Origin of the sequence: Erythrobacter sp. SG61-1L, assembly GCF_001305965.1 — a bacterium.
Taxonomy (GTDB): domain Bacteria; phylum Pseudomonadota; class Alphaproteobacteria; order Sphingomonadales; family Sphingomonadaceae; genus Andeanibacterium.
The window spans coordinates 3,055,537-3,076,334 of sequence record NZ_JXQC01000003.1 but is presented as its reverse complement, the minus strand read 5'-3'; the positions used below and the strand labels follow the sequence as shown (position 1 = coordinate 3,076,334).

Below are 20,798 nucleotides of genomic sequence, written 5' to 3'. Positions count from 1 at the left end.
TGACCCCGCTTATGCCCATCAAGGGCACCCTGACACGCGAAGATCCGATAACCGAGCAGCTGGTACTCGCACTTATCCGATCCAAAAAAGTACCTGGAAGATTGGTGCCGCAATATTCCCTTTTGACCGAGCGGCCTGACGGAACGGCCCATCTCTCAAGCGACATCGATTTCGTTTTGACGATGGGCGATGACGAAGACGTCTATCTGGCATGCGAATGCAAGCGTCTCAACGTGCCGTTCAAATCGGGCAAGAAGGCACTCGTCCGGGAATATCTCGACGAGGGCCTCGCCCGTTTCCTCATCGGGAAATATTCTCCAGGGCTGCCCTATGCGCTAATGCTCGGCTATGTGATGGACGGAAACACCGTCTCTGCGAGACGCGCCCTGCGCCGCGCGCTGACGGCGCGAACCCCCGCCCTGCGTCTCTCATCCCTATCGGCCAGCAGCGACGATGATCCGTTCGCGTCGCGCCATGATCGAGTCGACGATTGCGACATAGAAGTTGTGCATCGGCTACTCGCTTGGCCCTGAAGTAACTGCATGTCAGGCTCAAACGCCAGAGCGCGATACCGAAGACGCTGCACGCATCACAGTAAAACTAGTAGCTTGGTTCACGCATAGAAATCGACGAATGGCCGCTTTCGGAGACGAGCGAACCTAGGTCGGAACGACTGCCATCGGGCGCAAGCTGACCCGCGCACTCGCAGGTAGGAACGTCCGCTAACTCCATTTCAGTTTCGTAACCTGCCTTTCCGGATCGTCGAAGGGTTTCGGGCGCCGTCAGGCGTACTAAACCCGGACAGGTACGACCCGCGGAACCCATGCGTTGCGCTATGGGTAAAAGGGCTTTGGGATGGACTGGGGCAAGTGTGCCGGCATGCTCGATGTGGTCGTCAGCACACAGGTCTCAAGCACGATAACGTCACTCACGAGCCCTGGTTTCGCCGACCGGTAGGCCGCTGACAGCCCGGATCGTAACCAGGGCGCAAGTCCGCTTGCTGGCCAGGACGCGGTAGGCGCGGCCGTTGAGCTGGGCAGGCCATGCCGGATCATGGCACATTCTCCCGGATGAGCGCGTCGGATATCGGTGGGGCGCGGGGCTGGCACCAGCGGACGAAGGTCTCGATGATGGTCATGTGACCGCCGCAACACGGACACGGCGGTCTGTGATCGGGTGAGTCCTCGGGGTCCGGCTCAACCACGGGCGCGGCAACACCCAGCAGCCTGCGGGCGAGTTCCAGGCGATCCTTGCGGGCCGAACTGGAGAGCAGGCCATAGTGCCGGATGCGGTGGAAGCCGCGCGGCAGGACGTGGATCAGGAAGCGGCGGATGAACTCGTCCGTGGCCAGTGTCATGACCTGCTGGCGCTCGGCCCCGCCGCGACGATAGTCCTTGTAGCGGAAGGTGACGCCTGCCTCGTTGAAGGCCAGGAGGCGCCGGTTCGAGATGGCGACGCGGTGGGTGTAACGCGAGAGATATGCCAGCACCGCCTGCGGTCCGGCAAAGGGCGGCTTGGCATAGACCACCCAGCGCATCTTGCGCACTGGGGACAGGTAGCGGAGGAAGGCCTTGCGTGTCGCAAGGTGAGCCATGGAGCCGAAGAACCCGAGCTTTCCAGCGTCGAACAGCGCCAGCAGTCGGCTCAGGAACAAGCGCCGGAACAAGGCGCCCAGCACACGCACCGGCAGCAGGAAGGCTGGGCTTGAGGATATCCACCGCATGCAGCCGGGCGCGACGACGCCCCCGGGCACGATCATGTGCACATGCGGATGGTGAGTGAGCGCCGATCCCCAGGTGTGCAGCACAGCGGTGATGCCGATCCGGGCCCCGAGGTGTTTGGGATCGGCGGCGATGGTCAGCATCGTCTCCGAAGCCGTGCGGAACAGCAGGTCGTAGACCACCGCCTTGTTCTGCCACGCGATGTCCGCAATCTGGGCGGGCAGCGTGAACACCACGTGGAAGTACCCCACCGGCAAGAGGTCCGCCTCGCGCGCCGCCAGCCAGGTGCGCGCGGCGGCGCCCTGGCACTTGGGACAATGCCGGTTGCGGCACGAGTTATAGGCGATCCGCCAGTGCCCGCAGTCGTCGCAGGCCTCGACGTGGCCGCCCAGTGCAGCGGTGCGGCAGTTCTCGATCGCCGTCATGACCTTGAGCTGGCCGAGGCTCAGATGCCCAGCATGGGCTGCGCGATACGCTGGCCCGGAACTGCGGAAGATGTCGGCGACCTCGAGCGAGGTGCGCACCGGCTCAGCCGGGCGGCGTCTCTGGCGAGTCCGGGAACATGCCCAGGCGGTCGAGCGGACTGACCACGGCCTTCACCGTGCGCGTTGCCACCCGGGTGTACAGGGTCGTGGTCTGCAGCTGCGAATGCCCCAGCAGCACCTGGATGATGCGAACATCAACACCGTCTTCGAGCAGGTGGGTGGCGAAGCTGTGGCGCAATGTATGCGGGCCAACCCGCTTGGTGATCCCAGCAGCATGGGCAGCTTCGGCAGCAATGCGGTGCACCTGCCGGGTGCTGATGGGTTTGAGGTAATGCTGGCCGGGGAACAGCCACCCGTCGGGATGCATGACGCCCTCCTTGCGCCCGATCTTCCACCATTCCCGCAGAAGCACGAGCAAGTCATGGGCGAGCATGGCATTGCGATGCCGGCCACCTTTGCCGCACTCGACGCGGAGTAACATGCGTTCGCTGTCGATATCCCGGACCCTGAGGCGGGACACTTCTCCTGCACGCAGGCCGGCTCCATACGCGACGGACAGGATCGCCTGGTGCTTGATGCTCGTCGTGGCATTCAGCATCCTGCTCACTTCGTCCCGGCTGAGAACGGTCGGCAACCCGCGAGGATGCTTCACCCGGTGGAGCTTGCGGGTCAGGTCAGGACGATCAAGCGTTCGGATGTAGAAGAACCGCAGCGCCGATACCGCGGTGTTCATGGCCGGGGCGCCGAACCCCATCTCCGACTGCTCGATCTGGTAGCGGCGCAAATCCTCATCGCTTGCCGTATCCGGTGGCCGGCCCAGCCAGGTCGCAAACCGCGAGACATCGCGCAGATAGTTACGCTGCGTCGTCCGGCACAGGCGATGCAGCTTCATGTCCTCGATCATCCGGTCACGCAGCGGCGTTGAAGGGGTGGGTATGGTAGTGCAGGTCATCGATCGACTCCTCGGTTGAAGGAGCCGAAAGCGTCTGCCTCTCCATCACGAGTCTCAACCGAAGCGCGTTGTAAGCCCGGCTCTTACAACATCAGGTCCCGCACCAATCCCGCGCCAGCGGGTTCGTACTCGTCCGACATTGCAGACATTCTGATCGGGCGAATGAGCGCTGCTTTCGGCCGACTCAAGCAGCGCGCTGGTGGCCAAAGAGCGTGGGCGCCAACCTACGCTCCAGGGTGATAACGCCCCTTACGTAGATCGGTATTCTTCAACGAATTGGCGTCGGACGACTGCCGGAACTTGTGGTCCCGAAATGACCGGGAGCTGGTCGGCATTGTAAGCCGACCACGTGAGATGAATTGTCACACCGCAGCTATGGTGCATCTAGCCGTACAGCTGGGAGGTGTAGTTTGACGTGGGCGAAGGCCAATGCGGCACCGACGATCGTGAAGGCATCCTCTATGCGATACCGGTTTCCGTTATCCAGAACAATGTCGGGACTAGTGCGGCCTAAGGTGTGACCGAAGAAACTTTCTACTGGCAGCCAGTGACTATCGAGGATCGCCGTCTCGTCCCTATCACGTCCTACAAACTCGAAATCAGCGATCGCAAGGGCATATGTGACTCGTTCGACCAGCTTGCCGTTGTCGGGCGTTGCTCGACCGATGACTTTGACTTCATTTTCGGGGCACAACCAGCCAGTCTCTTCTTTCAGCTCTCGCAGAAAGTCCTGCACTGGGTCGCCCGACTTCTCCGAATACCCTCGAGGAAATTCAAGCGAGGGAGCTTTCAGGAAGGGCCGAACATGCTCTTCCAAAAGGACCGCGCGTCGACTTAGATGAACCGCGACACACACGATGCCACAATCAGGCTCGGCAATCGTCGCCCCATGCGAACCCACACGCAGCTGCTCCCAACGCCTGACTCTGTGTCCGACCTTCAACTCATAAGCTTCAATAGAAACCCTGTTGTAGCTTGCTGCCTCCGCGCTGATCTCCTCGCTTAGGAGCGTCCGGTGAGGGCGAAACGAAAGGCTCAATTGCTGACCGTCGGGTCGTTGGAGATCAAATATCTCTCCGGAGAGCGAATCCGTATCAGGGTTAAGCAATAGACGCTTTATGTCTCTCGCACTTCCAGCGCCAAAGAGATCCGCCACCTCGTTGCAGAATTGCGTTAGGTCGCTTTCATACAGGGCGAACAAGTCGGATTTTCGGAATGCCAGCAATGAGTTACGGGGTGGGTCGCGACGCACACTTTGCATCCAGAGATTTACGATCTGTTTGTAGGCACTCGCGTGATTGCGACTATGTGTCTCAGCGAAAGACTGGAACGCCGATTGGCAGCGCTGCCGTTCGATTGAACGATGCTGCTGTCCTTTCGCTGAGACCGGCGGGGGTTTCCGATTTGTCAAGGCCGAATGCTCCTAATTTGCGCCATCGCTTGCGGCACGACCATGCATTTCACTTATGTAACTTGGCTGTTGTCGGAAAGGGCAACCAACCTCCGGCATGAACGCAGCCATAGGAGTAATCAAATGACGCATAACCGCACCGTGACTGACGACCAAGGTCGAGAGCGCGATATTCGGGACGACGGCACCCTTGCCGAACCAAGAACGGAGAGCCCCGCGGAACGCGCGATCGGTGGCTTGATTGACGCTGTCGAACGCGCCGTGGGCGCTGTCGTAGATCGGGTAACTAAATAGCTCGCGCGTACCCAAAACGAAAGGCCGCCCAAATCGACTTGGGCGGCCTTTTCCCAGCGGACACTACTGATCGCCTGGCAAGCCGATGCGAAACGGTTTCGTTCAGAGTTTCTGCAGCCGCATACGCGACGAACCGCTCGATGAGACGCTGTTAGGGGGCCCCGCCCAGAATGATATTGACTGTTATGTGAAGGCAAAAGGTCCGCTGGTGATCGCTTTGTCTAGCCATCTGCTTGCGACAGCGCCCGACCTGCTTCGCCAGCTGGTTGAGACTGAGGTGGGGCGAAGCCAGTACGAGGCCCTGTCCCCCTCATCAACGGCTACAGCCTAGCACTGCCTCGTCGAAAGGGAACAACTTTGAACAAAGGAAGCGGGCAACGTCGCGGAAAAGGGTCGGCATTCAGCGTGAGGCAAGGCGCTTCGCCCTTCTTAGTTGTTCAGTCGGGCAGGCAGGAGACGCCCTAGACTCGGCCACTCGAAGGCTGATCGAAAATTTGTCCGCGAACCCTGTTGCCCATTCTGTTGCATCGGCAGCTTACGGGCGGCAGCCGATTGTCCATGAACGGCGAGGATTGGGTCGGAATCTGCCAGATGGAGCTACCGCGGGCAACGACAGCTATCGTGTCTCGATCACCTGAAAACCGTCAGTCCGTAATCGGCCCAGTAGGCACCTCAATTTGCCGCATCAATGAACGGCCGGTTTTGACGGTGAAACAATGCCTCGCGAATGGCGGCTTTGACAGCGGTCTTGGCTAAATCCCAGCAAACGCTGTTCAACTGTCATCCAGCGTAATATCGATGCGCCATGCCCGGCATTGCCTCCATCGGTCAGCTGCAGGCGCTGTTGCGCGGACAAGGTGTGCGCACCGCTTACGTGAAGCCCCTCTCGATCAAGCAAGACAACGAGAAGAACCAGATCTACCTAGGTGGCGGTTTGGACGGCGTCACCAACCTGTTCCCCGCAACCATCGAGGGCCGCTCAGCAAGCGCGAGTATTTCGAAGCGGAAGTCAGCGGCTGGCAAGCCCAAGCTGGAGGCCCGGATAGACTTTGCCTGGCTCGGCGGGAACGGGGCCCGCTATGACGCGCCCAACACCCGAATAATCGACTACTTCCAGTACCCGGAAGTGCGCATGTCGGGGTTTCTGGCAGGATGTGAAGAAGGGCCTGAAGCGCTGCGGCGGAGAATGCTCGCCGACTTCGGCAAGCGGATCCTGGTTATGGGCACGGCGTCCGATGGCAAAGTCGTGGGACTGGTCCTGACCGAACGCGACGATCCACTGGTTGCCCGATTTCCTGATCTGCCGCTGGCCGGAGCGCGCGGGGTACTCCGGGTACTGCCCGTCGATGGTGTGGCGGGCACCGATCCGGGTGAACTCCTCCGCAATGAACTCGCCGCCATTGTGAACAGCGGTTGGCACTCCTCGCGCATTAACCGGGGTGGCAACATCGTGCCATTCACCGGTGCACAGGGCGGAGGTTATACCCTGGAGGCTTTGCTCGGCGTGGCTGCTAACGGGAACAAGGCTCCCGACAAGCACGGCTTCGAAATCAAGAGCTTCTCTGGCGGCCGGATCAGTCTGATGACCCCGACGCCGGATCTCGGGTTTCAGGGGACTCACACGTTCCGGGAGTTCATGGAGCGATACGGTCATCCGGCCGTGAAGAACGACGGATCGCTGCGATTCACCGGCCTGCACAAGTCTGGCCTGGTCAATGCCAAGACCGGCCTTGAACTCATCGTGCAAGGTTATGACCGGAGCGAGGATGCCTTTGGCGATGCGGCGGAAGTTTCAGTCGAACTTCGGCATCACGAAACCGGAGAGGTCGCCGCTGCCTGGTCTCTGGAGAAACTGGCAAACTGCTGGAATGCCAAACACGCAAATGCGCTCTATATCACCTTCGAAAGCCGCCAAGGTGCGGCCGGCATCGCCGAATATCGCTTTGCATCGGCTTGGGTTCAGGGGCGCGGCACGGATGTCTGGCGGCTTCTGCAAGCGATTGACCAAGGCATCGTATTCTACGACCCGGCGGATACCATCTACGCGGACAACCGGTCGAAGGTGCGGCCGCAATGGAGAATCAATGCGCGGCGGCTGCGCGAAGCGATGGCCGTGCTCTACGCTGAAACGTCGACCGTGACCGTCTGACTGCCGCCGATCGACGAGAATGGCTCAGTGCCTTCAAGAAATGCGCAGCACCGGGTAATCACCTCGTCGAATGGCTTTCGGTTCCTCCCCTTCAGTGTGCACTCCCAGACTTCGAGAACCCGCCATCCAGTCTCGAACAGCCGGTTCAGGGTCTTGCGATCGCGCAGGATGTTGGCTGTGAGCTTCTTGCGCCATTTGGCTTCCTCGTCCGTGTTCTCGCCTCTTGCAGGCCACTTGAACAGAGCGCAGTCATGGCCGTGCCAGAAGCAGCCATGCACGAATATGACGGCCTTGCGAGCGGGGAAGACGAGATCGGGCTTGCCGACGAGCAGCTTACCCTTCCGGCGGTAATTGCTGCCCAGCCGGAAGCGGAGCCCGCGCGCATGGAGGGCGCGCCGTATCGCAAGTTCCGGCTTGGTATCCTTGGGTCCGATGCCCGCCATCATCCGGCTGCGGACCTCGGGCGTAACGACGTCAGCCAACGACCTGCAGCTGCTCTTCCCGATCTTGGACCGGCTGTCCCTGACCGAGCATCTTCATGATCGACGGCTCCATGTAGCGTGCGATCGCCTCGACGACCGGCACGACCACAGCATTACCGAACTGGCGGTAACCTTGGGTGTCCGACACCGGAATATGCCACTTGCGGTCACCGTACTCGAAGCCCATCAGCCTTGCACACTCTGTAGGTGTCAGGCGCCGCGGGCGTGTTCCTTTCTGAGCGATCAGGATTTCGGATCCATCCTTGTGATAGCGCGCCGACAGGGTGCGGGTGACATCGCCCGGACCGAACATGCTGTAGCCGAAGCCATTGCCTGCCTTCTCGTGCTTGACGCGATAGTCCTGCAGGTACTGCCAAAGCTTCGGGGTCAGCGTGTACTTGGCGTCCACCTCGTTATGCGACTGCAGAACGGACTGCAGCGTGGGCCAATCTTCTTCGGGCGGGATCATGCTGTCGAAGCCGTCGAAGCTGAACCCAACGTCCTTGCGGAAGCCTGCGATGAAGATGCGCTCGCGCTTCTGCGGGACCCACGGCTCGGAACTCACGATCCGCCAGTCAATCGCATAACCCAGATCATCCTCGAGCGTGCGGCGGATGACCTCGAAGGTCCGTCCCTTGTCGTGGCGCTGCAGGTGCTTGACGTTTTCGAGCAAGAACGCAGCTGGCCGATGATGCCGGATGATGCTCTCGATCTCGAAGAACAGGTTGCCCTGCTTCTCGTCGGCAAAGCCGTGCGCGCGGCCGAGCGAATTCTTCTTCGAAACGCCGGCCAGCGAGAACGGCTGGCAGGGGAATCCCGCCAGAAGGACGTCGAATTCAGGGATCTTCGACGGATCTGCACCATAGGGGCGGATATCTCCCGCCATCACATGATCGGCGCCGTCGGGGAAGTTCTTCCGATACGTCTCGTTCGACCAGCGGTCCCACTCGCTGGTGAAGACGCAGCGCCCGCCGATCGCCTCGAAGCCGAGACGCAGGCCACCGATGCCAGCGAACAGGTCGATGAAGCGGAAACGTGCCGGAGGCTTCGAGGCCAATCGTTTGGCGGCGAGTTCCTGAACCTTTTCCTGCACGAGCTTCGGGGCGGCAGCCTCGCCCGCCACATAACGGCGAATCTGGCGGGGCGAAATGCCAAGGACAAGCTCGGCCTCATCGAGCGACAGTCCGGATTGTCTGAAAAAGATACCGAAGCTGTCGTTGCTCATGCCGAATTCCCCGTCACGCCCCGGCAGGATAACCGGGTCAATTCGTGACGGAATGACATAGAGATTCCCAACGAGCAAGTGATTTGTTCTTGTTTTGATCCAGTGCGGAGGTGGTTTCCACAGTGACGTGCAGAGGTCTTTGGAGAAGCCATGAAATCCCGCGGAGACCCACGCCGCGTGGGCTAATTTGCATCAGTCGAAGATACCTGAATCATGAGACCGGGCAGTGATTCAACATCTGGCTGAGTCAGCTGCGTTTCCAGTTCCTGAAGCCAGGCCAGTCGACTTCGGGCCGCAAGCCTCGCGTTCTCGACCCGCCGTTCGAGACCAGCGAGCATGCCCGCGCGTCGCACGTCGATCTCCACATCGGCTGATTTGACCCTTTCAAAGTGCGCCTGTCTCGATTCGACCAGATCGTCCAGTTCGGCCTTCAGTTGGGACCGACGTGCAGCAAGTTCACTTCGACAATCCCCCAAGATCTTCTCGATCGATGCAGAGGCCTGGTTATGCAAATGCTGCCGGGCATGGTCATCGAGGACTTTGCGAAGTTCCTTGCTGACAACGGTTATTCTGCCGCGAGATCTTGGAAGCGGCTGTTCTGACCCTCCAAGCGGATTGAGAAGGTGAAGGACAATCTCCCGTTCAAGGATGCTCCAGCCGTCGGCACCCTTCATTAAACCCACCGCGAGCAATTGTGCGGGAACAATTACATTCAGCCATCTCGCATCGGCCAGCCACCACTCGCGAACGAGAAGCCGATCCTCGTCAGCTTCACGCTGCTGGGCTTCGGTTGGAGCTGACGCAAAATGTTCCTCCAGCTCATTCACGTCTGGGTCCGGGAGCAACGACACTGGATCAAACAATCCGGCACGCAGGAAGACCTGCTTGCCCCGCATCACTTCCGTCACAGGATGTGCGGGGTCAAACTGGACCGTAAGACATTCATCCTGACAGCGGTTGCATATACGTCGGGCCAGATCGACCCCTCCCTGGACGATTTCCTCGTGCACGACTTCACCATGATCGAGAAAGCGCAGAAGTCTGCCGCCCAAGTCGCCCTCATCATAATGCACGGTATTCCGGGGCGGCCTTGCAAGGTGCCTGCGTCGCCAGAGGAACGGAATGTGCCCCGCCATCCAGCCACCCTTCGGTATCACCGAGATGGGAATGGCAGGGTCATTTCTGTCTTCGCCATACCAGAGGGTCGAAAATCTGAAGCCCTCGCCTTCCTTCTCCCGTCTCATGCTGATGTCGAACACGTTGGCCCTGTGGAGAAGGTCCAAGAATCCCCTGAGGCCCTGCTCACTTCGCGCAGTGAAGGTCGCATCGTCCGAGATCCTCAGGACAGGTTCGGGCAACGGCGTCTCCTGCAACCAGTCGTAACAGGCTTGTGCTCGAGCAGGGCTGAACGGGCTGAAGTGACTCATCAGTGACATCGAACCGGTACTGGCCCAGCTCTCTGAAAGACCGGCAAGCCGGTTTCGGGCATCGGCGTCCCCTCTGAACGCAATTGCAGCCAGTGCACCACTGATCTCGGATTCGGTTTCAGGGCGCAGTGGAGGGAGAGGTTTCTGGTAAACGCCAAGAGTTTCAAGCGCAGCTACGACTTGCGCCTCTGGCGTGGCAGGCTGCACGATTGACCAGATCCGGATGCTTCCGGAATGCCGACCCGCATCGCCCCTGGCCAGACCATTGGGCCGAAGCCGGTCAAGACGCCCCGTCAACTGATCGATGACATCGATATCCCAAGGCGAACTGTAGAAAACAATATTACGGGCGAAGTAATGAAGATTGAGACCGGCTTGCACCCATTCACCGATCAAAAGCACCCGGGCGTGCCCTTCAGAAAATTCGGAGAGCTGACGATGCACGGCCTCGATGTCGGCCGCCTCGCCCTCGGTGCGCTCGCTTGCACGGCGCAACGTTGCGACAGGGAAATCATCATCTCCTTCAGAGAAATACCGTCGCAGACGTGTCTCAAGATAATCGATGGTCGGATTGTCGCCGGCAACGATGATCACCTGCTCGCCAGGATGCTCGGTCCAGATCCCGGCAAGGATGTCGAGCAGCGCATCGAACCGGCTGTCGCCAGGCGTTTCGGAGGACCGGCGGACCGCCTCCTCAAGATCCGGATTGGAACGCAACCGCCGCTGACCACGCGCCGATTCAGTCCCGCGGTGCAGGGCTTGGGCTGCTCGCCAGACAAACGCGCCATCTTCATCAGCCTCTCGCAGCCATTTCATGCCGAGATCGACACGGGCGACTTCGCCCGCGAGGGGGTCGGTCTCGACCCTTTCGTAACGTCGTTCCGGAAGATACCTGCTCCAGTCACTCCGTGTCGAACGGATGATGCGTCGCTCCCGGCTGTACGTACGCCATGCTGTCTCCCGATCTGTGACCTCTCCGCCATCAATGTCGTCGAGGGTGCTCTTCTCCATTTCATCGAGGTAGACATCAAGGTCAACGAACCGGTTTGCAGCAATCCTGGCCCGTTCTGACTCGAGTATGGTCATCATCTGCCTGCGCCGCTGCGGATCAGTAAGGCCGGGAGTTGCTGACAGGATCAGCACTTGGCGGAAATCCGGTGCCCGAGTCTCGATCGCACGCATCGCCGCCACTGGCAAAAGCTGGGGCTCGTCTACTATCAGCAGGTCGAAGGCAGCCGGATCGAGATTGAACTGTCCTGACTGAATGCTCTGGGGCCTGACAATCCTGACAACCGTATCCCTGTCATCAGTGCCTTCGCCAAAGACCGTTGCCTCGATATGCGCCCTGGTCCAACACTCATCGAGCCATTGTCGGACAAGGCGATCAGGAACGACTACCACGGCCTTGTGGTCCGGGTTCTGGTAGCGCAAGGCATTCAGGATCATCAGGGCCTGAACAGTCTTTCCCAGCCCAACTTCGTCGCTGACAAGGTGCCGAATGGAAGTATCCGAAAGGATGCGTCGCACGGTCGCCAGCTGATGCGGATAGGGTTCGGCAGCTACGCCGAGAGCACCACCCATGGCTGGTCCAAGCGCCTCCGCCTTTCGGCGCAGCGCCTGAATGCCGATCGTCAGACAAAGATACGGATCGTCAAGCATCGTCTACTGGCCGGCCACATTGACGCCGCGCGAGGCCCGGAAACGCAATGCGGCGTAACGGACAGCCCGCGATGTCGGGCGGTCGTCTACCAGCCGTACAAGCGCCTGCCTCCAACCCTTTGTTGACACAACCTGGGCTGGAGCGGTCCAGAGCCAAAAGGCGAGTTGCAGATGTTCGCGCGAAAGCCATCGCGGCGTGTTTCGGCTCTGCAGGTCTGCGTGGCACTCGTCGAGCAATCGGACGACTTCATCCGGAGCGAATCTGTAATAGTCCGCCGCCTGGAGCCGGGAGGCACGTCGCGCGGGCAGGATCATCCGGGCAAGACTGGTGCCGACCTGCATTTCCTGCACCTTCTCGAGAGCCCTTAACCAGGCCTCGGGCTCCCTCCAGGTATCAACGTCCTCGAATTGCTCTCGTTCTGATTCAGGCAAGCCTGCTCCGAATGCTTCATATGCATTGATGACTGCCGTATCCATGTGCTCGGCGAAGTCATCGGACACAATGTCCCCGGGACGGTTCCATTCCGTCTTCCAGCAAGACTCGATTTCGTCAGCAAGCAGATTGATAAGTCCCGGAATCTGTTCGTTCCTGAGGGCAGGGAGGTCATCTCCTTTCGCAAGACCCTTGTCCCAGGCGGTCCGGGCAAGCCCTCGAAAGCGGCTTCCGGGAAGGAATTCCGTTCGCGCCTCCTCGCGACTCCATCGCTCTCCACAGAGCATGCGCACCAAAGCCGTCTCGATCCCTGAGGCGGCAATTCTTCCTGCCGCTGCTGTTATTGAATTGTCCGTCATTGCCACGGTCCAACCGACGTAGCGGTCGAGCAGGCGTGCCAGTCCCACCCCTTCCTGGTTTGCCTGAACAAATCGCGGGAGTGCGAAAGGAATGTCGCAGTGGATCTGGGCCAGATCAAGTCTGGAGGGACCAACTATACGACCGTCAGCGGTTAGTTCGGTCGCGTCTGCGAAGGGAACCAGGAGACTAAACCCTTTCCCTGATTCGAATTCCTCGCAAGAATCTGGATTCGCCAAGGGATGTTCGAACGGGACAGGAAAGATCTGAAGAGGAGCGTCATCTGCAAATGCCCGCCAAGTTCCGTCGTCTGCAAGCCATTCACAGCTTCGGGGAGACCAGCCGGCCACCCAGCTCCTCGACCAATATTGACCCAGCTTCAGCTGCAACCGGAACTGCCTGTCTCGTGGCAGGTCTAGCCCGGATACCTGTTCGGCCAGTGCCGAAATAAGGTGGTGTGCGCCATGCAGAACACACGGCAAATCCGGAATCACGGCATGAGAATGGGCGAGTACATACCCATCAGCCAAAAGGGACAGGGTAGCCGATACGCCAACAACGCTCTCGGGGGCAAAAATTCTCACCACCAGCCGACCGGCGAGCAGGTCATCGAGGGTCGGTTCGGCTGGTTCTGGTCTGGCGTCAAAGGCTGCCGGTAAAGGCTCGGCGTCAAGAATGGTTATCAATGCGTCAGACGTTTGTGACCCTGCAACGAGTCGGATCGCATGCTCGCCCTCCATCAGGTCGAGCAGCACGGCTTCGCCCGGGCCGACCTGAACGGGGTCTTCCTTGCTCACACTGACCGACACGGTCGATTCCCCGGCTCCGGCGGGTTTCAGAATCAGTGGAAAGCCCGCCGCATAGATTGGCCCCCGCCAGCCCTCTGCCAAAAAAACTCCGCCAACAAACTCTGCGACCGGCCGTCCCGGAACCCGGATACCGAGCCTCTCGGCAAAGGACCTCGCAGCATTTGCGCGGAGATCGACCTCAATGCAGGAAAATCCGCAGACAGGCGCTTTCTCGACGAGCCCGTCGCCTAGCGGGGGCGTTCGGTCTGTCAGGATAACGAGCCGGTCATCCGGCAAAATGCGGGTTTCGTCTATCTGGGCGAGAGTATTACCCGACGGCACCCTGCGAAAGACCATCGGAAGTGCCTGATTTGGCGACAGATCAGTCAGAGGATCAGGTTCATCATCCCCCGAGATTCCAAGAAACGCATGCCCTTCGATCAGGGCATCAGCGAATGCTTTGCTCTCGATGCGGACATAAAGGCCAGAGAGGACAAGGTCAGCTGAAACGGGACCAACGCAGCCCCAGAGGAAGAGTCCCCCGGGGTGATTGGCAAGAGCGGTTTCGATCTGATTGCGAAATGGCTGCTGAATTGTCGGGAAACGCAGAAACAGTGCGTATGCTCCCTCATCCTCCGGACGAAGGGCAAATGTTGCGATTCCATGAGGCCCGCTTACTGTGCGGGTTGCCCTGCGCCGCTGGCGGTGAATTGATATGGCGCTGCGGACCGAACTTCGCGCCTCTGCATCCGCCTCCAGATCCCCGACAAGACGCGCGACGGTTGCCGCTGCCAATCGACTGTCCGGATCGGGAAGTTCCAGTAGGTGATGGATCAGGGTCCGGGTAATCTCCTGGTCTTCTGCCCACTCCCGGAAGCGGCTGGAAGCAGAGCCGCGGGCAATGTACCGAAGGTCCTCTGCGAAATCCGAGTCCCGACGGCCCGCTGGCGCAAACCTGACAACCTGTCGCAAGGCCGCGGCAAGGGGACGCTGGATCTCGCGAGGAGCAACAGCATTCGCGATGGGCCACGCAATGTGCCGAAATGTCCGGGTCCATGCGCTGTCAACCGGCTTCTTCAACCCCAGTCGCCGATGAGCGTTCCTGAAGAGGTCACCTAGCGTTTCCCGTCCGGAACTGGAAATGCCAGCTCCCAGCCGTTCCTCGAGGAGCGGCCAGTAGTCGGTGCCGGTTCCGCGGTATTCGTAGCCCACTTCTGTCGCTGCGACGATCGCCGGGAGAGAATAGCAGTTCCATCTGCCGTCAATACCGGCTCGCCGTATTTCACTACCCACGTGATCAAACAAGGTCGCCAGCTCGTTGCGATCCAGACCATGTTCAAGCGCAAAGACGGGAAAACCTGCACGCGCATTTCCAAGGTTTGTAAATACGTCCTCAAGCTTGGAGTGCCAGTTTCTCAGGAGCGATACGTAGTCCATTCCACTCATGAACCCCAAGCCGTCCAAATCGGCTACAATACTGTAAATTAAGCAGACTATACAGCTAGTTCGTGAATACAAGTCTGGACGAGGGGCCCGATCAATGCAAGACAGCATGCGGGAGTTGGTCCGGGGACAGACAATTGGCACTTGAAGTCGTCGGAAAGGAAGATTTAGCCCTCGCCCTGAAGCTTCCGGCGGAAAGTGCTGGCGGTCCGGCGCGGTCAGCAATCGCAGACTGGATCCGGGATACGGTCGCCCTGTGCGGTGCAATCCCGCGGGATGAACTGATCGAACGCTCGACTCAGCTGTGCACAGGCGCCGGTTATTCCCGGGAGCTCAGCCACGGCAGGGTTGAACGTGTCATCAAGGTTCTTCTGGCCACCGGAGATATCAATGCTCTCGATACGTCGAGCGGATCGCTGATTTTCAGTTCGGCCGGTACGCGTATCAGCGTCGACAATGACAGCGATGCGTTGATCGGTGCGACAGGGATCGGTCAGGCGGATCAGGCGGAGAAGTCCGTCCCGCTTTGCAGAAGGGTGCCGGCAGAGGCCGGCTCAATACCACTCGTAGATTACCTGGGATATCCCAAGATCGCCGAAAGCTTTCCGGAACTTGACCCGGCCGACACGCCTGACTTGCGTGGAGTTGCGCTGAGATTGCGAGATGTCGCTACGCGCCAAAATTCTGAGCAGTTGCCGGGAAAGTGGGAGAGGGTCGCCTCCTTATCCGGCAGCGACCTGTGCCTGATGACTGACGGTCAGGGCAACTGGGCACTCGGGCTTCCCCGTGAAGAGGGAACTGCTGCAACTTGCCTCCTCGATCACCCGGGTCAGGCCGGCTGGCTCTATCTCGGCATGCGAGGAATTGTCGCCTTTTCGGAGTGGCCTGAACATCTCGCAATTCCTGACCAGATCCTGCGGGCGCTCGGCATTCTTGCGATTCCCGAGGACGATACGTTCAGGCGCTGGGACGTCCCTGCTGCGGCCCAAGAATTCCTGCTCGGCTGGCTCGGCCTCGATGACGTGCAGGCAGATGGGGGCGCTGACCCCGATCAGGACAGGGTCATACTTGCGCCTGTCTCTGCGCGGCTTCTTGTCGAGGCAGCTCCAGGCAGCGGGAAGACTTGGACCGCCTGCCGACGTGTCAGCCAGCTGGTCAACGATGGCGTGGCGCCCACGCGAATAGTACTTCTGAGTTTTACGAGGGCTGCAGTTACCGAAATCCGGGAACGGATCGGAAGTCTTCTGGACGAACCCGATTTTGCATCCGACATCACAATATTGACACTCGATGCCTTCGTCTGGCGCCTGCTACTGGCGGCCGAAGACCGCCCCGACAGTATTTCAGGCCATGACGAGGCCGTTCGCTTCGTTGTCAGCTGCATCGAGAAGGGTGAAAGGGATATTGTCAGCTTCCTCAGCCGGATCGAGCACCTTACAGTCGATGAAGCGCAGGATCTGACCGGCGACCGGAAGAAGCTTGTGATCGCCCTGATTCGTACACTGGCGCACCAGTGCGGTGTAACTGTGTTCCTTGACTCGGCGCAGGCGATCTACGGATTCACGAACGCCGATTCCCGAGCTTTCGCTGAAGAACTCGGTGAGCCAAGGTCAGGCTTTAGAACCGTACATCTCCGTAATGACTACCGCACGCAATCTGCCTCACTGAAAAAGATGATTGCGGCTGCACGCCCGGTGCTGGGTGCGCCTTCCCAGGAACCATCAGAAGTGTATCGAACAGTTCGTGAACTGATAGAGGACTCGGCATCCGGCAAGGTGCCGGCCGCCTCGAACCAGGAGACAAACCCGGCGGACGGCCGGACATTCATGCTCTTCCGATCGAGGGCAGAAGTACTTGCGGCAACAAACTCGATGTTGCGCGAAGGCCGCCGGTTCCGCGTTCGGCTCGCTGGTGGAGCAGGCATCGTTGAACCATGGATTGGCGCTGTGCTGGGAGGAATCGAGGGCGAGGTTGTTGATGCCCGACAGGTGGCAGACTTATTCGGGCAACTCTCCCCCCCACCGCCGGTGCCTTTCGAGGAGGCGTGGAGCATTTTCAGGCGGCATGCTCCATCGAATGGGGCCGGCGTCGATCTTCACCGGTTGGCCAAGCTGGTTTCGTCGCCGAATCCTCCGACTGAAATTGTCAGAACCGACCTCGGATACAGGACAGGACCGCTTCTCTCCACAATCCACGCAGCTAAGGGCCGCGAGGCGGATACGGTACATCTCATGCTCCCGAGGTGGCCAGAACGTCCGGACACCAACTGGATGGAGGAAGCGAGAATTCTGTTTGTGGGAGCGTCGCGGGCACGCAGGAAGCTGAAGATTGGTTCAAGCACGTCCATTCTTCGCCCGCTTCAGGGGAGCCGCGGCCGACGATGGCGCCCGTTCACGCGTCATGGACGACCGGATGCGCTGGTCCAGACGGGCATTCCCGGAGATATCGATATCGAATTCCAGAATGATCCTGCTGCCTGGGGTGGCGAGCCGCTTCTCGCGGAAGCCCGGGAACGGCTGTGGCGCCATGCACTCCGCCCCAGGCCCTTACGGGCAGTCCGTGACGGAGACCGATGCCGGCTTGAACTGGACGAGCCCGGGGGAAGAGGTGGTACAGTTGGCTGGCTTTCCAGGCAGTTTGGCAACGACCTCTGGTCCATCGGCGAGCACGTCTGCGGGACTCGCAGTCCGCCACCAGCCGTCTTCGGCGGTATCTGGCTCCTTGGCGTTACCACTATGGCCTCATCGTCCGAGACCGACGGCCAGCCGCGCATCGGGCTGGCCCCGGTCGTGACCGGGACGCCTCTGGTCCATTTTTCCCCTAAAGCCTGAATCCGGAAACTGATCATGAAACACGTCCGAAGCACGATCACCAGGCGGCTTTCCAGAGATATTGTCGGTCCGCGAGGTGTATCGGAAGTGATCGATGACAGGCCGGGGGACGTTTATCTTACAGGGATTCTCTTTCCGCCAAGGCAGGCTCCAGGGGGCGAAGAAGACGAGGATGCTGACGAAGAAGGTCCATTTGTCGAAGCTGGATCCGGAAACGAATCTGTCTCGATGGCAAACTCAATGCGTCCGTCGACCTGCGGCATTTCCTTCGCGGTCGGTACCGGAGAAGGTGAGGTTCCGGCAGTTGATGTAAGGATCCGTTGCGGAACCTACCTCGCTTCTGGCGGAGAACCCGCACCAGAAGGCGGAAAGCGCACACCTCTCCGCTGGAACAGGACCGGTCATGTAGTCTGGGTCAGGGAACTTATCCTCGAATACGGCTACATGGAGCCTGTCGATCTGTCCTCGTTCGGTCTTCCCGGCCTGCGTCTGCACGTCCGCACCGTACGCTGGGGTGAAAACCACCTTGTGACTGCTGTCCTTTCCAATGAAAATGTCCTTCCACCGAATGCTTCGCGACGGGAGCTCGAGGAACACTCATACTTCCAGACCGATCTCAGGATTACGCCATGCCCCGGCACATTCCTGGTGGCGCGACCGGATGTCGTCAGTGGAACCGATTCAGACTCGCGCTCGGCTGCGCTCATTTACCGGGACGCTCACTCTTACGCGGTAGGACATCTGTCGTCTGCTACCTGGGCAATGCACGATGGTAAGGTTGCATCAGTCCGGACAAGCTGGCTCCCTGCGGCATTTGTCGATGCGACGAGTGCGGAAGGCGACGATGCATTTCGGGCGCTCGGTTCTGTCCCTCAGAGTTCACCATTTTCTGCCCGTTGGTTGTGTGAGGCAGAAGACGGCAGTCTAACTGGCGGCCTCGAACGTGTCGCAGCCGCTTATGAAACCTGGATTGCCCGGCAGAATGAACGGGTTCCGGGTCTACCCGGAAATTTGCAGGAACAGGCATGCCTTCATCTTGAAACCTGCCGGGTTGCACTCGCCCGCATCAGGGGCGGTATCGCCTTGCTCGCCACGGATGCCGACGCACGCATGGCGTTCCGTTTGGCAAATCGTGCGATGCTCCTGCAGCGCAGCTGGTCGGGATCAGCAGATCTGGTCTGGCGCCCGTTTCAGCTCGCCTTCTTCCTGCTCGCCGTTCGTTCGAGCGTTGAAGGCGAGGCCGATGACCGTGGCACGATGGACTTGCTGTGGTTTCCTACCGGCGGCGGCAAGACTGAAGCCTACCTGCTTCTCACCGCTTTTCTGGTATTCTGGCGACGCCTCAGGAACAGGGGAGATGGCGGCGGCGGAGTTGCCGTCCTCATGCGCTATACCTTGCGCCTGCTCACGATACAGCAATACGAGCGCGCTGCCGCAATGATTTGCGCCTGTGAACTGATCAGGTCAGGCGGTGAAGGCACCGGTGTGCCGACTGTCCTTGCATCGTCCCGCCCCATTTCGCTTGGCCTCTGGGTGGGCGGTGATTCCACGCCGAACACTGTAGCCGCTGCAGCCGATGCCCTGCGGCAGAAAAGTGCAAGTACTCCCGCGCAATTGACGAAATGTCCGTGCTGCCGTTCCCCACTCAAGTGGGAAAAGCCGGCGGACCTCGACGAGATCCACGCCATCTGCACCAGCGGATGCTCCCTTTCCCGAATGGCCGGTCATCTGCCAGTCTGGACAGTCGATGAAGACGTCTACCGTGAGCTGCCCTCGCTGCTTATCGGGACGGGCGACAAGTTTGCGCAGATCGTAAGAAAACCCGAGACGGCCCGACTGTTCGGCCTGGAGACAGATTTCGCAGCACCGGAACTCGTTATTCAGGATGAGCTTCACCTCATTTCCGGACCGCTCGGCACAATGGCCGGGCTCTATGAAGTGGCAATCGACAAGCTCTGTTCGCGCAACGGGATCAGGCCCAAGATCATCGGCTCAACCGCGACGATCCGCAGGGCGGACAGCCAGATCCGTGCGCTTTTCGACCGTGACACTTTCCAGTTTCCTCCCGCTGGTCTGGACCATCGGGATTCCGGGTTCGCTGTCGCTGCCGATCCTGAGGTCCGCCCAAGCCGCCTCTATGTGGGCATCACGACGGCAGGACGGTCGGCAAAGTTCACCCTTCAGGCGGTGAACGCATCGCTGCTCCAGTCTGCAGCCGGACACGAAATCGACGAAGCAGACCGGGATCGTTACTGGACCCTTGTCACCTACTTCAATTCGCTTCGCGAGCTTGGTGGTGCACTGGTTCTGATGCAGGACGACGTCATCAAGACCGCGGGTCAGTACGCCGGGCGCAGGAATGGCGAAAGCATCAGGGACACCGTGGACGTGACCGAACTCACAAGCCGCGTGGACTCTTCTGACATTCCGTCGATCCTCGCCAGGCTGGAGAGGAAGGCAGGAGATCCGGACGCCGTTGACGTTGTCCTAGCGTCGAACATGATTTCGGTGGGCATCGATGTCGAGCGGCTGGGCCTCATGGTGGTCAATGGCCAGCCCAAGGGAATTGCAGAATATATTCAGGCAACAAGCCGGGTTGGTCGTGGTGCAGTGCCCGGGCTTGTTGTGACTATCTTCAATGCGAACAAGGCGCGCGACCGCAGCCATTACGAAACCTTCCGGACATGGCACCAGACACTTTACCGCGATGTCGAGGCAACGAGCGTCACTCCCTTCGCCCCCCGGGCAAGGGACAGAGCGCTCCATGCTCCACTCGTGGCACTGGCACGCCACCTTGTCGCAGGCCTCAAAAATTCGCCGGGCGATCCCGAAGATTACCGCGAGGAACTCGAAAAGCTCGTCGGTGATATTGTAGCCCGAGCCGAACGTATCGATCCCGACGAAGCTGCGGCTGCCCGTGCCGAACTGGAGAAGATGCTCGATGACTGGGCGCGGCGGGTACCGCTTGCGCGGTACTGGGATGACAACAGGCTGGACGAGAGTCTTCTGATGTCGGCGGAGAAAGCTGCGGAGATCGCGGCCGCCTCCGGCTGGAAAACACCGTCCTGGCCAACGCCGAACAGCCTCAGGAGCGTTGAGGCTTCAGTTGAGTTCGGGCTTTCAAACGGGTTGCAGGATTGA

The 20,798-nt window shown here is 59.9% G+C and carries 11 protein-coding genes and 1 pseudogene; 5 read left to right on the top strand and 7 right to left on the bottom strand.

Features of this window, described 5'->3' with window-relative positions:
* Positions 1-11 precede the first annotated feature (11 nt).
* Positions 12-533: a hypothetical protein gene (locus SZ64_RS15005; RefSeq protein WP_156313659.1), complete on the top strand. Its 522-nt coding sequence runs from the start codon at positions 12-14 to the stop codon at positions 531-533.
* A 518-nt stretch (positions 534-1,051) separates the two neighbouring features.
* Here the strand turns inward: SZ64_RS15005 and SZ64_RS15000 are convergent.
* From SZ64_RS15000 to SZ64_RS14990, 3 genes are all read right to left on the bottom strand, one after another.
* The gene (locus tag SZ64_RS15000; protein WP_054531567.1) at positions 1,052-2,245 is read right to left on the bottom strand and encodes an IS91 family transposase; all 1,194 of its coding nucleotides are present in this window, start codon (positions 2,243-2,245) and stop codon (positions 1,052-1,054) included.
* A gap of 4 nt (positions 2,246-2,249) precedes the next feature.
* Complete coding sequence (locus tag SZ64_RS14995) at positions 2,250-3,158, bottom strand: site-specific integrase (protein ID WP_054530753.1); 909 nt, start codon at positions 3,156-3,158, stop codon at positions 2,250-2,252.
* A 373-nt stretch (positions 3,159-3,531) separates the two neighbouring features.
* On the bottom strand, positions 3,532-4,383 hold the full coding sequence (locus SZ64_RS14990) for an NUDIX domain-containing protein (RefSeq protein ID WP_162225122.1): 852 nt from the start codon (positions 4,381-4,383) through the stop codon (positions 3,532-3,534).
* Between the two features lie 541 nt (positions 4,384-4,924).
* On the opposite strand from SZ64_RS14990, the pseudogene SZ64_RS18970 reads away from it, so the two are divergent.
* Together SZ64_RS18970 and SZ64_RS14975 are read left to right on the top strand one after the other, a co-directional pair.
* Positions 4,925-5,014: pseudogene (locus SZ64_RS18970) on the top strand (integrase core domain-containing protein); the annotation flags it as partial.
* Between the two features lie 654 nt (positions 5,015-5,668).
* Positions 5,669-7,012 (top strand): MvaI/BcnI family restriction endonuclease, encoded by a 1,344-nt coding sequence (locus SZ64_RS14975; protein WP_054531563.1) that lies wholly within the window; start codon positions 5,669-5,671, stop codon positions 7,010-7,012.
* Here SZ64_RS14975 and SZ64_RS14970 read toward each other — a convergent pair.
* The 4 genes from SZ64_RS14970 to SZ64_RS14955 all read right to left on the bottom strand — a co-directional run bounded on the left by SZ64_RS14970 (position 6,982) and on the right by SZ64_RS14955 (position 14,820).
* Positions 6,982-7,458, bottom strand: a complete 477-nt coding sequence (locus tag SZ64_RS14970; RefSeq protein WP_241773050.1) for a very short patch repair endonuclease — start codon at positions 7,456-7,458, stop codon at positions 6,982-6,984. The two genes, SZ64_RS14975 and SZ64_RS14970, sit on opposite strands and share 31 nt — an antisense overlap.
* A 28-nt stretch (positions 7,459-7,486) precedes the next feature.
* A complete protein-coding gene (gene dcm, locus SZ64_RS14965) occupies positions 7,487-8,719 on the bottom strand; it encodes a DNA (cytosine-5-)-methyltransferase (RefSeq protein ID WP_054531561.1) in 1,233 nt (410 codons plus the stop codon).
* Positions 8,720-8,901: 182 nt separating this feature from the next.
* On the bottom strand, positions 8,902-11,805 hold the full coding sequence (locus tag SZ64_RS14960; protein WP_054531560.1) for an SNF2-related protein: 2,904 nt from the start codon (positions 11,803-11,805) through the stop codon (positions 8,902-8,904).
* 3 nt (positions 11,806-11,808) lie between these two features.
* Entirely contained in the window at positions 11,809-14,820 is a 3,012-nt protein-coding gene (locus tag SZ64_RS14955; protein WP_054531559.1) for a hypothetical protein, read from the bottom strand.
* Between the two features lie 143 nt (positions 14,821-14,963).
* Here SZ64_RS14955 and SZ64_RS14950 point away from each other — a divergent pair, with 143 nt between their 5' ends.
* Entirely contained in the window at positions 14,964-17,657 is a 2,694-nt protein-coding gene (locus SZ64_RS14950; RefSeq protein WP_054531558.1) for an ATP-dependent helicase, read from the top strand.
* Positions 17,658-17,672: 15 nt separating this feature from the next.
* The gene (locus SZ64_RS14945) at positions 17,673-20,798 is read left to right on the top strand and encodes a helicase-related protein (RefSeq protein WP_054531557.1); all 3,126 of its coding nucleotides are present in this window, start codon (positions 17,673-17,675) and stop codon (positions 20,796-20,798) included.